This window comes from Mesotoga sp. HF07.pep.5.2.highcov (assembly GCF_003666285.1).
Classification (GTDB): Bacteria; Thermotogota; Thermotogae; order Petrotogales; family Kosmotogaceae; genus Mesotoga; species Mesotoga prima.
Map to the genome: position 1 here is coordinate 1 of NZ_JFHJ01000056.1, position 15,730 is coordinate 15,730.

Annotated in this window: 15 protein-coding genes and 1 pseudogene; 15 read left to right on the top strand and 1 reads right to left on the bottom strand. The window is 45.4% G+C overall.

Annotated elements, in window-relative coordinates; genetic code table 11:
* The 15 genes and pseudogenes from BG32_RS00995 to BG32_RS01065 all read left to right on the top strand — a co-directional run.
* Positions 1 to 727: pseudogene (locus BG32_RS00995) on the top strand (glycosyltransferase); the annotation flags it as partial.
* Positions 728 to 1,106: 379 nt separating this feature from the next.
* Positions 1,107 to 1,871 carry an IclR family transcriptional regulator gene (locus BG32_RS01000; protein ID WP_147434774.1) on the top strand — a complete coding sequence of 255 codons (765 nt, stop codon included), beginning with the start codon at positions 1,107 to 1,109 and terminating at the stop codon, positions 1,869 to 1,871.
* A gap of 3 nt (positions 1,872 to 1,874) precedes the next feature.
* Positions 1,875 to 3,023 (top strand): uroporphyrinogen decarboxylase family protein, encoded by a 1,149-nt coding sequence (locus tag BG32_RS01005; protein ID WP_121526247.1) that lies wholly within the window; start codon positions 1,875 to 1,877, stop codon positions 3,021 to 3,023.
* A 54-nt stretch (positions 3,024 to 3,077) separates the two neighbouring features.
* Positions 3,078 to 4,334 carry an ABC transporter substrate-binding protein gene (locus BG32_RS01010; RefSeq protein ID WP_121526248.1) on the top strand — a complete coding sequence of 419 codons (1,257 nt, stop codon included), beginning with the start codon at positions 3,078 to 3,080 and terminating at the stop codon, positions 4,332 to 4,334.
* Between the two features lie 58 nt (positions 4,335 to 4,392).
* Complete coding sequence (locus BG32_RS01015; RefSeq protein WP_183084255.1) at positions 4,393 to 5,265, top strand: carbohydrate ABC transporter permease; 873 nt, start codon at positions 4,393 to 4,395, stop codon at positions 5,263 to 5,265.
* Position 5,266: 1 nt separating this feature from the next.
* Positions 5,267 to 6,136, top strand: coding sequence for a carbohydrate ABC transporter permease (locus tag BG32_RS01020; RefSeq protein WP_121526250.1), 870 nt, complete (start codon positions 5,267 to 5,269; stop codon positions 6,134 to 6,136).
* A 13-nt stretch (positions 6,137 to 6,149) separates the two neighbouring features.
* Complete coding sequence (locus BG32_RS01025) at positions 6,150 to 7,106, top strand: sugar kinase (RefSeq protein WP_121526251.1); 957 nt, start codon at positions 6,150 to 6,152, stop codon at positions 7,104 to 7,106.
* Positions 7,103 to 8,011, top strand: coding sequence for a dihydrodipicolinate synthase family protein (locus BG32_RS01030; protein ID WP_121526252.1), 909 nt, complete (start codon positions 7,103 to 7,105; stop codon positions 8,009 to 8,011). Before BG32_RS01025 ends, BG32_RS01030 begins: the two co-directional genes overlap by 4 nt.
* Positions 8,012 to 8,013: 2 nt before the next feature.
* Positions 8,014 to 8,997, top strand: a complete 984-nt coding sequence (locus tag BG32_RS01035) for a C-terminal binding protein (protein WP_121526253.1) — start codon at positions 8,014 to 8,016, stop codon at positions 8,995 to 8,997.
* Positions 8,994 to 10,142, top strand: coding sequence for a mandelate racemase/muconate lactonizing enzyme family protein (locus tag BG32_RS01040; RefSeq protein WP_121526254.1), 1,149 nt, complete (start codon positions 8,994 to 8,996; stop codon positions 10,140 to 10,142). The genes BG32_RS01035 and BG32_RS01040 overlap by 4 nt, the downstream gene beginning before the upstream one ends.
* A complete protein-coding gene (locus BG32_RS01045) occupies positions 10,139 to 11,122 on the top strand; it encodes an ROK family protein (RefSeq protein WP_183084256.1) in 984 nt (327 codons plus the stop codon). The genes BG32_RS01040 and BG32_RS01045 overlap by 4 nt, the downstream gene beginning before the upstream one ends.
* Positions 11,119 to 12,372 (top strand): nickel-dependent lactate racemase, encoded by a 1,254-nt coding sequence (larA, locus tag BG32_RS01050; protein WP_121526256.1) that lies wholly within the window; start codon positions 11,119 to 11,121, stop codon positions 12,370 to 12,372. Before BG32_RS01045 ends, larA begins: the two co-directional genes overlap by 4 nt.
* 29 nt (positions 12,373 to 12,401) lie before the next feature.
* Positions 12,402 to 13,145: a fumarylacetoacetate hydrolase family protein gene (locus BG32_RS01055; RefSeq protein WP_121526257.1), complete on the top strand. Its 744-nt coding sequence runs from the start codon at positions 12,402 to 12,404 to the stop codon at positions 13,143 to 13,145.
* A 5-nt stretch (positions 13,146 to 13,150) separates the two neighbouring features.
* Complete coding sequence (locus tag BG32_RS01060; RefSeq protein ID WP_121526258.1) at positions 13,151 to 13,426, top strand: UxaA family hydrolase; 276 nt, start codon at positions 13,151 to 13,153, stop codon at positions 13,424 to 13,426.
* A 14-nt stretch (positions 13,427 to 13,440) separates the two neighbouring features.
* Complete coding sequence (locus BG32_RS01065) at positions 13,441 to 14,613, top strand: UxaA family hydrolase (RefSeq protein ID WP_121526259.1); 1,173 nt, start codon at positions 13,441 to 13,443, stop codon at positions 14,611 to 14,613.
* A 34-nt stretch (positions 14,614 to 14,647) separates the two neighbouring features.
* Here the strand turns inward: BG32_RS01065 and BG32_RS01070 are convergent, their stop codons facing one another.
* Positions 14,648 to 15,718: a DUF362 domain-containing protein gene (locus BG32_RS01070; protein ID WP_006490182.1), complete on the bottom strand. Its 1,071-nt coding sequence runs from the start codon at positions 15,716 to 15,718 to the stop codon at positions 14,648 to 14,650.
* Positions 15,719 to 15,730 lie beyond the last annotated feature (12 nt).

The following is a 15,730-nucleotide window of genomic DNA, read 5'->3' on the forward strand; positions in this document are numbered from 1 at the left end:
GGTGCCGAATGTGATGGACTTCAGCGGGCTCGTCTCTATCTCCGATGAGCGCATTCGAACGCTCAGAAGCGAGGCCGGGATAGAGAAGGGGGATATCGTCTTTCTCCAGGCAACCAGGATAACGGAGAGAAAGGCGGTCGAGATCTCTATAAGGCTAATCGCGGCTTTCAATAATATCGCGGGATCTTTGAAGGGGAAAAAGCTTTACAACGGGGAGCCGTTTACCGGGAGGGCCGCCCTCGTGTATTCCGGATTGACCGAAAGGCAGTCGATGGACTACAGGAAAAAGCTAGATGAACTTGCGAACAAGCTCGGAGTAAAAGCGATCGACATCTCCTCTTCATCCTCCTTGAGCCAGGCGGCCTTCTTCGAATCGTACGGCGTCGCAGACATCGTTATATATCCAACCGTATTCGAGGGCTGGGGGAACCAGCTTCTGGAGGCGCTTGTGTACAGGAAGCCCCTCGCCCTCTTCAGATACAGCGTATTCAAGAGCGATATACAGAACAGCGGGATCTCTTTCGTAGATCTGGGCGATAGGTATATCTACAGCGACGGATTGGCAGAAATACCGGAGCAGACTATCCTTAGCGCCGTTAAAGAGATCGCCGAACTCCTCTTCGACAGAGAGAAATACGAAGAAACCGCTGAGAAAAACTTTCAGATAGGAAGAGAAAAGTTCAGCCTGGAGACGCTTCAAAGAATTCTGACAAAACTAATCTGTTGAAGTCTCTGCTCATCTACTTTCTTGGGCATAAAATACCATTATGATGTTTTGTTTATTATGGATTCTGTATCTGCACAACTACTACAAGTAGTTCTTCAGGATTTTGGATTGTACTACTTGCATAGATTATTTACCAATGCCAGTTGAACTCCTGAGCGGAAAAAAGCTTCTAAAGATTTAATGCAGACAACACTCCCTAATCCTTCCAATTGATGTCCATGCTTTTGTAATTCTTTCATAATCACCCCAGATTAACTGAGAACAACTGTGGGAAGGATTGATTAGAGATTACCCGGCTAAAAAATCAGAGAGAAGGCTGATATAATGGATTCGTATTATACGTATTGAGTTCGTCTATTACGAAAGAGAAGTGAGGAAATTGGGACAAAAATATCTTCAGTCAGTCCAGAGAGCTATTGATGTTGTTAAGTATATTGCAGAGAACCAGGAAGGTGGAGTTACTCTAAACGATATTTCGAAGAAGTTCTCGAAGACACCGAGCACAATGGTTCCAATTCTGAATACTCTTATCTATGCAAAGCTGATACAGGTTAAGAACAAACGCTACCGGCTTTCTCCGGAAATTCTTAGGCTCTCCTTCTGTGTAAGCTCAAATATAAGCGTGAAATCGGTAGCGCACAAATATCTTGAAAAAATAGCTCACGAACTTGAAGGGAACGCTCACCTTGGATTGTTATCAGAGTTGAGCGTGATATATGTCGATAGAGTTGTTAATTCACCTAGAGGATATACGTATCCGAATATCATTGGCATGGTTGCGTCGGGTTATAGAACTGGTCTCGGTAAAGCGCTTATCGCATTTCAGGGAGATAACTTCATTAGGGAATACCTGAGCCGCGAGAAATTCGAGAAAGTGACGCCTTACACTATAACCGATCCTAACGAACTGCTTGAGGAATTCAGGAGAGCGAGAAGAGACGGTTATGCTCTTGATCGTCAAGAATCCACCGAGGGTGTCAGTTGCGTGGCAGTACCGATTTTTTCTTGCTACCCGTATCCTTGTTATTCTGTTAGTATTGCTCTTCCACACAGCAGATTCCTAGAGAATTTTGATTCTGTCGTCAAGACTATGACTGCAGTTGCAGAGAAAATTGGTGAAGAGATGAGGAGGCTAGAAGCCTAAGTCATGAATAGCAGAGAGAGATTATTATGTGCTCTTGACCATAGGGAGCCAGATAGAATTCCCAGGGATTTTGATAGTTGTGGGGTAACCGGTATCCATGTAAACGCACTAAACAGTTACCTGGAGAAATACTATGGCGGTCGGAGAGAACTTAACGTGTGGCACATAAAAGAACAACTTGCAGAAATTCCCGAGGATGTAAGAAATGACTGGAAAATAGATACCAGAAGAATCCTGGCTTCAGCTCCAAGCGGATGGAAAGCAAAGATAACAGAAGACGATGGCTACAAACATTTCACTGATGAGTGGGGCATAAGGTGGTCGATGCCTTTAAATAAGGGCCTCTATTTTGATATGACTTATCATCCTCTGTCCGAAGTTGAGACAGTTGAAGAGCTTAAGAAATATAAATGGCCGAATCCGGACGATCCGGCAAGGTTTTCCGATCTGGTGAAATTGGATTTGAGTTCCAGCAGATACAATTCATTTGCGCTTGTTGCGTCGTCATTCATGAGTGGAATGTTCGAGACTGCTTTGTGGGTAAGAGGTTTCGAGAAATTCTTTGAGGACCTGGTAATGAATCCGGAATATGCCGAATTCATATTAGATAAGATGCTTGAACTGGAAATTGTATTCTGGGAAAAAATGCTTGGTATCGTAGGCGATGATGTTCAAGTGATTCTCTATTCTGATGACGTGGCAGTCCAGAAGGGAATGATGATTTCTCCACGTATGTACAAGAGATATCTCTTTCCCAGGAGGAAGAAACTGTATTCAGCAATCAAAAAGATTTCCGATGCCAAAATTCTATTCCACTCTTGCGGAGCCGTAAGAGACATAATACCGTTGTTCATTGAGGAGGGCATTGACATACTGAATCCGCTCCAGATTTCCGCGAGCGATATGGACACTGCGGAGATCAAGAGACAGTTTGGAAAGGATATTTCTTTTTGGGGAGGGGGAGTCGATACTCAAGGTGTCTTTCCTCATGGAACACCTCAACAGGTGGCCGATCAGGTCAAAAGACAAATCGATATACTTGCTCCTGGCGGCGGTTTTGTCTTCAATACTGTGCACTGTATTCAGCCTGATGTTCCACCCGAAAATATAAAGGCCATGCTTGATGTTCTAGATGAGTTCGGAGTTTATTGAGATATATTTCCGTGGGTCAAGAGACCCAAATACTGAAGAAGGGGTGAATGCAAAGTGAAGAAAGTTGTATTGTTCGTTTTAGTAGCATTGCTTGCTGCTATAACGTTTGGCAAAGCAAGCCTGGAAGTATGGGGAAGAGCTACTTTTGTTGCTGAACAGAACACATGGATGACAGAAAAGGTTAATGCCTGGGCGGAAGAAAATGATGTAGACGTTAATTTCCTTCTCGTTCCGGTGGAACAGTTCAACACTAAGATGGCAGCTGCTATTCAGACAGGTAATCTTCCTGACGTAATAATTCATGGCTGGCCAGTAGCACAGCCTGCAGAAGAAGGAATGCTTCTTCCGCTCGATGATGTAATTGATAAGCTTGGTAGAGACGATATCTTCCCATTCAAGCTGAATGAGAACATGATCGATGGAAAGATTTACGGGATTCCTTCATTCTATGAACCCTATCTCTATCACATCAGAATGGATATTCTCGAAGAAGCAGGTCTTGAAGTTCCTACGAATTACGATGAGCTTGCTGAAGTAGCAGTGGCTCTGTCCGATCCAGAAAGGGATTTCTACGGACTAGGGTTCTCGCTTGGTAGATCGATGGACTCTAATATTCATTTCTTCGATGTCTTGATCAATCACGGCGGCGGTTATCTTGCTGAAGGCAACGAAATTGTATTTGATTCTGTCGCAACATATAAGGCTTATGCCTGGATCAAGTACATATTCGATCACAAAGCTTCTCCGGAGAGAAGCATGATTGATGTAGGAAACAACAATGCTTATATTAACGAGCAGATTGCCATGACTTCCAATCCTCCGAGCATTGTCTACTCTCTGAAGAGAAACAAGCCTGAGCTGTATGAAGTTACAAAGATGTACAGCATTGGTGAAACGACCGACGGTGGCGAAGAATCTTCGTTCATCTTTAACACGACTGAGTATCCAGATCTAGCGAAGGATCTTCTCTACACAATGTTTGCCGACAAAGAAGATTACAGGGTGAACTTCATCGAATCATCTGAATGCTACGGCCTTCCGATCTTCATAAGCCAGGCCGAAGTAATATCGCAGCAGTGGAAGGACGGAAAATGGGAAGCATTCGGTCAAGATCCTATGGAAATAATTCTTTCCATAAGCCACGTATCCAATCCAACGGCGTTCCCGATTAATCAGGCAACCAGTATCTCCGACCAGTCGCAGATGACCTTCATATGGGCGGATTCGGTAACCGATCTCGTATTTAACAACGTTAGCTTCACGGACATCGTGAAAGACGTAGTTTCTAAGCTAGAAGATTTGATGGAATAAGAAACTAAGAAGCATGGAGCTTTCAGGGCTCCATGCTTTCTTATTCGGGAGGAATGTAATGGCCCGCATGATGAAAAAAGAAATGTCGAACCTGTTATTCGTATTACCGGTTGTGGCAATCGTCGCTCTTATCTTGATATTTCCTCTCTTTTACGGGGGATATCTCAGCTTCTTTAAGAGCATATCAAGGGGAAATGCAAGGGATTTCGTAGGATTCAAGAATTATGTTGACACTTTGAACAATGAGGGCTTCTACAGATCCCTTATCAGGACCTCTATCTATACGGCTTCCGCAGTTTTCACAAAGATAGTTCTAGGAATGATATTTGCGCTTTCACTTAACAAAAGATTCAGGGGAATCGGTATTTTGAGAGGAATTGCTATAATTCCATGGTCGATTCCTCCTTTCGTAGTTGCGCTCATCTGGTTTGGTATTCTTGACTGGGCGGGTCCCGTGAACTCTGTACTTCAATCAATGAATCTCGGGACTATAGATTGGTTCAGCAAATCGACTGCTTTGACTACAATAATCATGATCAACATATGGAAAGGTTGGCCCTTCTTCTTCATGAGCTTTGTGTCTGGACTGCAGGCTATTCCAGACGAATTGTACGAAGCGGCGGAGATCGATGGTGCTGGCATTTGGCGCAGCTTTTGGCAGATCACTTTGCCATCACTAAGACCTGTATTGCTCACTACCATGCTCCTTTCAACAATCTGGACCTTTGGGGAATTCGAGACCGTTTACTTAACTACGGCTGGGGGTCCTGGCGAGGCTACAAGGACTCTGCCAATTCAGATTTTTGAAACCGCCTTCAGTAAGTTCCAGCTTCCACAAGCCATTACCCAGAGCATAGTAATACTTCCCATATTCTTGTTAGCAATTTTCTGGGTAGTGAGGTTGATGAAGAAATCAGAGGGGGAATCTTAATATGACTAGAAAACAGCGAATGAGGGTAGTGAGATTCTGGAAGATTGTCGCCGTGACTTTCATGTTAATCCTTGTCTGCGTACCTTTGTACTGGGTAGTCCTAACCTCTCTAAAACCGGATACGGAGACCATGGGCGGAGGGCTGGGAAAACTCTACACTAACAATCTCACTTTCGAAAATTATAAGAAAGTATTTGTCTATAATCCCCAATGGGTGGGATACCTTGGAAACAATCTTTGGCCGGCGATAATGAACAGTTTTTTCATATCTGGAATCGTCACATTAATCGCCGTCATAGTTGGGACGTTCGCGGCATACGGACTAACGAAATTTCCGACTAGATTCAATTCTACTGTATCTTCGTTTGTGCTTTTTGCTTACGTCTTTCCCGCGTTTATTCTCGTTGGACCATTGTCCATGTTACTCAGCAAGGTAGGTATTATCGATTCCAGATTGGGAGTCATAGTAGCCCATCTTCTTATCGCTGTGCCCTTTACAACTTGGATGATGAGAAGTTATTTCGTCACGATTCCAACGTCTCTTGTGGAAGCGGGAATGATAGATGGTACTAATAAAATTGGTGCTCTCTTCAGAATTGTTCTTCCGTTGACGGCACCTGGAATGATTACTGCAGCGGTGTTCGCGTTTACCAGATCCTGGGCAGACTTGCTGTACTCGCTCATAATCATAAGCACGACAAGCAAAATGACTTTACCGCTTGCGATAACCATGATGAAAGTCGGAGATGTCTACCAGTGGGGTACGCTGATGACCGCGGCGCTTGTTGCGGCTGCCCCGCCCGTAATTATTTATGCGGTCCTGCAGAAGTACGTGGTCGGAGGAATGACCGCGGGTGCAGTTAAGTCATAGGAGGGATAGAGAGATGCCTAAGGTAGTCTCTTTTGGAGAAACGATGATAAGGTTTTCAACAACAAGACAGGAAAGACTTGAACAGTCGCAGCATCTGGAAGTAAGGTGTGCCGGAGCAGAATCCAATTTTTGCTTAGGTTGTGCACAGATGGGACTGGACGCCGTTTGGGTCTCGAAGCTCACCGATAATCCCCTCGGAAGGTCGATCGTCAACAATCTGCGGAGATACGGTGTTTCAACATCAGTAATCTGGACCGATTCTTATAGAGTTGGGACGTACTACATCGAGTATGGCTCCTTCCCCAGGTCGACTCAGGTAATCTATGACAGAGACAACTCTGCAATTCGGTTTATCGAAGAAGATGAAATTGACTGGGACCTTCTGGATGGAACGGACTACATACATCTTACAGGAATTACGGTGGCGCTTGGCGAAAAGCCAAAATCGATTGTTAGGAGATTCATCGAAGAGGCTAAGCGTCGTGGAATCAAAATCGGTTTAGACGTCAACCACAGGGCGAAGTTATGGTCATCCGAAAAGGCCAGGCTAGAACTTACTGGGATTCTAGAAATGGGAGTCGATCTGCTTTTTATAGGTATTGGCGATGCAAGAACGGTATTTGGAGCAAGCGGCTCCCCCGAAGACGTACTCGAAGGCTTCATGTCAAAGTTCAGTCCATCACTTGCCGTACTCACATTGGGGCCCGACGGAGCAATGGCGACTGACGGTAGCAGTTATTGGACGGCTTCGGTGGAAAAATCCGATACTGTAGATCCAATAGGATCTGGAGATGCCTTTGATTCAGGATTTGTGACTAGCTATCTTGAAGGAAAAGGAATCGAGGAATGTTTGTGGTTCGGGAACGCCCTTGCGGCTATGAAGAGAACAATTGTTGGCGATGAACCTATTTTCTCGCGCAAAGAAATCGATGATTTGGTACATATTGATAAGAAGGGAGTAAGCAGATGAGCAAGAATAGTTATTGGAGAGGAATTTATCCCGCATTAGTAACTCCGTTTAATGAAGATGGCAGTATTGATAGGAAGGGAACGGAAAGACTAATCTCGTTTATGGAAGAGGGGGGACTCGTGGGGGTATATGCACTTGGTACAACCGGAGAATTCCCTCACTTGGATCAACAGGAGCGATTTGATTTCGCCGAAATGATTTCTAAGATGTCTTCTAAGCTAAAGGTAATTGTCAACATAGGAGATATTAGTACACAAAAGACGGTTGAAAATGCGAAGAGGCTGAATGGTCTGGAAGGAATACATGCCGTTGCTACAATATCACCGTATTACTACGACCTGACACAAGAGCAACTTGTAAAACACCATACCGAAGTGGCCAGGAGTACAGAGCTTCCCTTTTTCTTATACTACATACCTCAGATGACCAAGATCAAAGTTTCCATGAACTCGCTGAAAGAGATCGCTTCCATGCCAAACTTCGCGGGAGTAAAGGATAGTTCTCACGACATCAACTGGTACGGAGATGCTTCGAAGATACTCGAGGACAAAGTATATCTTACTGGAAGCGATGCCCTGATTTATCATTTCCTGAGAGCCGGTAGCGATGGCGCGGTTGCAGCTACTGCTTGTGCGGCCCCTAGACTCCTTCAAGACCTAATAGAAGCTTACGATGCCGGAAAGGACGAAGAAGCGATCGAGCTTCAGGAAATCGTCTGCAGACTGAGGCTTCTCATAAAGAGATATTCATCTCTTGCTGGTTTCAAAGCGATATTGGAATACCAGGGGATCTGTAAGCGATTCATGCGAAGCCCACTGTCCGGAGTTTCTGATGAAGAAATGCGTGAAATTGAAAAAATAATTAACGAAGATGAAGGGCTTTCAAGATACATTAGGAGGGGGTAACCGTGGCCAAGTTCAAGGTTTATATAACCGACTATGATTATCCCGATATTGAAATTGAACGAAAAATACTGAGAGAAGGGGCCGATGCAGAAGTTGTCTCTCTCGACACTAGAGATCCCGAGATTCTTAAAGCAGAACTTCGCGACGCCGACGCGATAATTACACAGTATGCTCCGATTTCGCCAGATGTTGTCGAAGTGATGTCTAAGTGTATGGCCGTAGGGAGATACGGTATAGGCTATGACAATGTGAATGTCCAGGCCTGCACCGAAAAGGGAATTATGGTTATCAATGTGCCGGCTTATTGCGAGGAAGAAGTCTCCGATACCGCGCTGGCAATGATGCTTTCGTTGAACAAGAAGATCAGATTCTATCATAGTAATTTGCAAAAGGGAATCTGGGATTGGAAGCCTGGGGTTCCGATTCACCAATTCAAGAGAACGGTTGCAGGGCTAATTGGTTTTGGCAGCATAGCGAGATTCACGGCCCGAAAGCTTAAAGCCTTGGGCTTGCGGGTACTTGTGTATGATCCATATGTCGAAGAAGCCTTGCTTGCCGAATGTGAAGTAGAATCCGCAGATCTGGACACACTGCTGAGGAACTCGGATGCCATAAGTATAAATGTGCCCCTGACTTCGAGGACAAAGCATATGATTGGAGAAGCGGAATTCGCAAAGATGAAGAAGACAGCGGTGATAATAAACACTGCAAGGGGTGCGGTGATTGACGAAAAGGCTCTCATCAGAGCGCTCCAGAATAAGACGATAGCCGGAGCAGGTCTGGATGTTTTCGAGTTTGAACCAATTTCACCGGACAACCCGCTTCTTCACATGGATAACGTCTTGGCCACACCTCATTGCGGATGGTATTCGGAAGAATCTAAAATCGAGATTAGGATAAAGCTCGCAACAGATATGGCCAGAGTGTTGAATGGAGAAGAGCCTGTAGGCTTTGTAAACAAAAGGGAGCTTGGAGGTAAACAATGAAGATAGCAAAAGTGGAATCTTATATTGTGGGAAATCCCTGGAAGAGCTGGGTCTTTGTGAAAGTGACTACGGACGATGGCTATTCGGGAGTTGCTGAAAGTACGCTGAATGGCTTCGCTGGATCAGTTGTAAAAGCTCTTGAAGAGCTTAAGCCATATTACATCGGAAAGGACCCTCATTCGATTGAGAGGATATCTGAAGATATGTTCACGCCCGTCTTCTCCAGGGGAGGCATGATACACAAGAGCGCAATAACTGCTATAGAAGTGGCCTGCTGGGATATTATTGCAAAACGAGCAGATGTACCCCTCTGGAATCTGATTGGGGGGAAGTACAGGGACAAGCTCCTCTGCTATGCCAATGGATGGTACAGACACGAGAGAACTCCAGATGATTTTGCAAAGAGTGCCGCAAAGGTCGTCGATATGGGATACAAGGCAATGAAGTTTGACCCGTTCGGTGAAGCCAAGGGGAGCATTACTCTTTCCGAAATTCGTGATTCTATTGACATCATTGCTGCCGTCAGAGATGCTGTTGGAAATGAAGTTGAACTTCTAATAGAAGGGCATGGAAGATTCAATGTGGATTCCGCAATAAGAATAGGCAATGAACTGGACAAACTTGAAGTAATGCTATTTGAAGAACCCGTTTCCCCGGAGAACATCTCAGGACTCCTAGAGGTTGCTAGAAAGTCAAGGGTTCCGATAGCCGCAGGAGAAAGATTCTACACAATTGAAATGTGGGCAGATATCTTTGCGAAGAATGCTCTTCACATTGCTCAGCCTGATATCATTAACTCCGGTGGAATCAGTCATGCAAAGAAAGTGGCTGCAATTGCCGAGGCATATGGAGTAAGTGTCGCCCCGCATAATCCGCAGGGACCAATATCTACTGCCATATGTGTGAGTTTTGGAGTATCGACGCCGAACTTTGTTATTCAGGAAGTCTTTGACGATTTCAACGAACCCTGGACTATGGATCTGATTACCAATCCTTTCAGGGTTGAAGATGGATATCTCTACCCGTCTGAGCGACCGGGACTGGGTGTAAACATAATTGAGGAAAAGGTAAAAAATCATCTCTCGAATGGTATCGAAGCTTTGAACCTGTTTGTTGAGGGCTGGGAAAAGAGAGACAAGAAGTGATTTCCCTTTCAGAATCCCAGATAAAGAATCTGAAAGATTTCAGGCCGGAAACCTGCATTATCAGCATAGATATCGGAGCAACAAAGACCCTTGCAAGAAAGATTTCGAGCAGTTTCGATCTCTTGTGTGAGATCAGAATTGAGACTGGGACATTGATTCCGAATGATCCAGAGGGTTTCCCAAGGAGACTTAGGTCGATTCTGGAAGAGAATCTCGGGTTTGACTCGACTATCGGTGTAGTTAGTGTAAGCACCGCTGGAGCAGTCACCGAAGATGGGACGCTTATTTGGAGTCCAAATCTTGGATGGAAAGATCTGCCGGTGAAAACGTATTTTGAAAAGGCTTTTCAGCTTCCAGTGGCACTTATAAATGATTGTGACGCTGGTGCTCTAGCTGAGAAATTTATTACTCCGGGATATGCCAACCTTATGTACATAACCATCAGCTCCGGAATCGGCGGAGGGCTGATTTTGAGTAATTCTCCATACAGAGGAGAGAATGGAGCTGCGGCTGAAATTGGACATCTTATTGTTGAACCAAATGGTAAGATCTGTTCTTGCGGCCGGAAGGGCTGTCTCCAGGCGTATAGCTCAGGTCGTTCGATAGAGAGGGATCTGAGGGAAATCGAGGATGACCTTTCAAAATTGGCAGGAGGTCCACTAATTGAAGAAGCGATAAGACGGATGAAAAGTGGGGACAGCAGAATGGCAATGGTATTTGAGGATGCCTTCAAGTACCTTGGTATGGCTATTGCCTTCATTTCTGGGCTCTTGGATATCGGACAGTTCAGGTTAGGCGGAGGGGTAATGGCTCAGAGCGATGTGATTATTCCAATTATATCGAAATGGGTAGAGAGATTTGAGTATCCTGTAAGCGGAAGGAAGATTGAGGTGCGTCGCGCAAGTTCTTATCCTGACTCATCAATCTTTGGTGCAGAGGTTAACGGGCTTATAAAAATGTATACGGAGGGAAGACTATGAAAATAAAGATGAGCTACGAAAATCCCGCGATATCGGTCGCGGAGATTCCTGATGGTTATGAAGTAGATTTCTACGAACCTAAAGAAAGACCAGCTCTTTCGGACAAGGATTTCGAAAACTCGCTTCTTGAGAATCTTGAAAGACCAATATCTGCTTCACCGCTGAGTGAAGAGCTTAGAGATGTGAAGAAGGCTCTAATCCTAAGTGACGATAATACGAGGACCACCAATACTAGGGCGATAATCGAGGCAATAATCGGAAATTATTCCGATACTCAGTTTGATGTAATAATCAGTCTTGGAACCCATCGACTTATGTCTCAGGAAGAAATTCGTGAGAAACTCGGTCCTAAAGTCCTTGAGCAATGCAAGGTTATTCAACACGACTGGAAAACTGCAAAGTTTCATGACTTTGGTTCTACTAAGAGCGGAGTACCAGTATTGATAAACGATATAATCGATGAATATGATTACATAATCGGACTTGGCCAGGTTGTTCCCCACAGGTGTACAGGCTTCTCCGCAGGAACAAAGATCGTTCAGCCCGGAATTTCGGCCGGTGAAACTACAGAAGAGACTCACTGGCTTAGCGCGAAGTACAAGGTAGATGAAATTATGGGAAAACGAGACAACGATGTCAGAGACGAGCTAGATGAGATCGGACTCAAATCAGGACTGAAATTTATCGTAAATGTGGTTCAGAACAAGGAGAACAAGACCATTGGCATCTTCTGTGGACATCCAGTAGAGGCTCACAAAAGAGCGGCGAAAATGGCTCTTGATGTATTTGGTTTCAAGGCGGAGCCTTCTGAGATCGTAATCTCCGAATCTCACCCTGCAGATCTGGAGATGTGGCAGGCCTCAAAGGGGATCTACTCAGCAGTCTCCGTTGTTAAGGAGGGCGGGACATTGATCCTGGTTACGCCGTGCCCCGAAGGTGTATCGAAGACTTTTGGCGAAGAGCTTTTGAAATTCGGCTACAAGCATGAATATGAGGAAATCAAGAAGCTTGTAGATGAGAAAATGATTAGTAACAAGATTCTTGCCTCCCATATTGTTCATGCTGGAGAGGTCTTTTTCAAGGCAAAACAGGTTCTGCTTGTTTCGCCTGGCCTAAGCGAAGAGGAGTCTTCTAAACTTGGCTTCAAGAAGGTTGATACTCTTCAAGAGGCTGTGGACATGGCTCTCAAAGAATATGAAAATCCAAGAATATCAGTTATGAAGTTTGCTGCCGATCTCCTTCCTCTTTAGAAGAAGACGGTTCTTTTCGGAGGTAGAAAATGGATTTTTGCAGGTTAAGAATTGATAATCGGGAAGAATGGTGCCTTCTTGAAGAAAGTAGTGCCTTGGTGATCAGCGGTGCTCCCTGGAGCAGCTGGGAGATGACTGGAGAGAAAGTCGATCTTTTCGGAAGAAGGTTTCTCTTCCCCGCAGCGCCAAAAAACATTGTCGGTATTGGGAAGAACTACAGGAGCAACTTCAAGGAAGGGGAGTCCTATCCCGAAAAGCCCATACTCTTTTGGAAGGGTGTCGGGACGTTGGCTTCTCATGAGGATGTAATAGACCTTCCAGACTACAGTAATAAGGTCTTTATTGAAGGCGAATTGGTTTTGGTAGTGGGTAAGACCGCAAAAAATGTTTCAGTCGAAGATGCGATGGAATATGTTTTCGGATATACATGCAGCAACGATCTGACAGCAGTCGATATGCTTGAAAAAGGTATGAAGTGGTTCGAGGCAAAATCGGGGGATGGTTTTCTTCCAGTTGGACCGATTGTAACTACCAGTATTAGCGAAAATGCAAGATTACAAACCTTCCTTAATGGCGAACGAGTTCAGGATGCGACTATTGACCAGCTCGTTTTTTCTCCTGCAGAACTTGTGTCGTATGTATCCTCTATTCTGACGCTGTATCCGGGAGACTTGATATCTACCGGTTCACCTGCTGGCCGACAGGTTGTTTCTGGAGATGAAGTTGAAGTCCGGCTTCAGGGAGTTGGGGCTTTGAAAAACCATTTCAGGTGATCTGTATGAAGACGGCAGTAGCGATCTCGAAAAATGACAATGTGGCGACTCTTCTGGATAACGTCGACGCGGGTGAAGAGATAGAAGTATCAGGCGATATTAGTGAGAAAGTCGTTGCCAGAGAGGCTATTAATAGAGGTCACAAGATCTCTTTACGAGAGATTGATGAAGGTGAGGACATAATCAAGTATGGGGTTGTAATTGGAGTTTCGACCAAAAGGATTCTTGAAGGTCATCATGTCCATACACACAACGTGATCGGCAAAAAAACCGGCAACTAATTAAGAGGTATGAGATGGAAGCATTAAAGGGTTACCTAAGAAAAGATGGAAAAGTTGGGTTTAGAAATCATGTGCTTGTTTTGCCATCGGTTTCTTGTTCGGCAAAAGCAGCGCAGCGGATAGGATACTCGGTTCCCGGATGTGCCGTTGCTCATCACAATGAGGGATGCGGTCAAATGGGTGAAGATTACATTCAAACGATGAGGACTCTCGAAAACACTGCACTGAATCCAAATGTACATAGCGTCCTTCTCGTTGGACTGGGATGTGAAAAGACTTCTCCCTACGAAATCAGGAATTTCCTAGAAAAAGCTGGTAAACGGGTTGAAATGATAATCTTGCACGAACATGATGTTAAGAAAGGAATCCAACTGGGCATTGAAATAGCAAGCAAACTTGTGAGAGAGGCTTCCAGGGAGCAAAGGGTGCCTGTTCCTCTTTCGTCGATTGTGCTTGCCGTTGAATGCGGAGGATCGGACTTCACTTCTGGACTGGCGGCTAATCCAGTTATTGGTAGAGTGGCAGACATGATAGTCGCTGAAGGCGGATCAGTTATCCTCTCCGAGATTACGGAGTTAATAGGTGCGGAGAGTCTCTTCGAAAACAGAGTTAGCGATGATGCCGTTAGAGAGAAACTAAACCATTTCATAAGGGTCATGCTCGAAGAGAGTAAGAAGAGCGCAAGGGCGCACGTTGATGGAGTTGATATGCCAAATAACATCTCCCCTGGTAATGTCAAGGGTGGTCTTACCACAATAGAAGAAAAGGCTCTGGGGGCAGCCGTAAAGGGAGGAACCAGCGAAGTAGTCGATGTTGTTGATTATGCTGAACTTCTCAAGAAAAGAGGTCTAACAATCATGAACTCCCCCGGTTACGATATTGAGTCAGTAACGGGAATGGTAGCCACAGGAGCGAACATTGTATTGTTCTCCAGTGGAGCAGGAACTCCATCTGGAAATCCTATCGTTCCCGTAATTAAGGTAACGGGGAACGAACTGACGGAGTCCAGGCTTCCCAATATGATTGATTTTTCAGCGGCACCGGTATTAGAAGGATACGAGACCATTCAAGGCAATGCAGAAAAACTTCTTGATCTCGTTGTTAGGGTGGCGAACGGTCTGGAGGCTAAGGCAGAAGCACTTGGCCAAGACGACTTCAGCATCTGGAATATCGGCATCAAGATGTAGCTTAACAAGAAAAGCAATTATCGGTGTATCTTGATCACCTGCCGAAGCAGGCTACTTTCTCGAGTTTGTAGCTCCTTTCGCCCAGGCCGATCTTTTCGGCGTGCTCAAGCTGGTGGCGCCAGCTAATTCCGGGATGGGCCCTTTCGAAGGGGTCGTATCCGAGCCTTCCTATCACCAGATCTATGCAAGCCTTGTCCACCGCTACGGGATCTCTGCCCGCCACTATGCCGATGTCTTCCACGACTGGAGGCCTGTTTATGTGCCAGCAGTCGCAGTCTGGCGATACGTTGTTTATGAAGGAGATATATAAAGCATTCTTTCCCTTTGAGGCCGCCAGAGCGTATTCTGCGATCTTCTTGCTTAGAGATTCCGGCGTTCCTCCAGCACCTGCACTCATCGCGCCATAATTGCACATGGCTATACACTGGCCGCATCCGATACAGACCTCATAATCTATTCTTGCGACCCTATCGACAGTAATAGCACCAGTAGGGCAGTTCTTTTCACACATTCCGCAGGCTACACAGTTCTTCTCTCTTACTACGGGTTTCGATTCCGAGTGTTGCTCCATCTTTCCTGCCCTCGACGCCGAACCCATTCCGATGTTCTTCAGAGCGCCTCCAAAACCCGTTTGTTCGTGCCCTTTGAAGTGGCTGACTACTACAAGCGAGTCGGCGAGAGCAATGGCCGATGCGATCTTAGCCTTCTTTATGTAATCTCCCTCAATTTCCACATCTATTTCATCGGAACCTCTCAAGCCGTCGGCGATCACTACGGGAACGCCCACAGATTCCATTGTGAAACCGTTCAGGGAGGCGGTTGTGATATGATCGACTGCGTTTGATCTGCTCCCTTTGTAAAGAGTGTTCGCATCAGTGAGGAAGGGAACGGCCCCCAGCTTCTTTATCTGATCGGCGATCACCCTCAGATAGTTTGGCCGGATGTATGCGAGATTTCCGTACTCCCCGAAGTGAAGCTTGATGGCGACAAGTTTATCCTTCTGGACCACATCTTCAAGTCCGGCTCTCTTAAGTAAGGCCTCGACTTTTTTCAGAAGTCCCATTTCGGGAGTCGTCTCCATGTTTGTAAAGAAGACCTTGCTCATACTGTTCCCCTC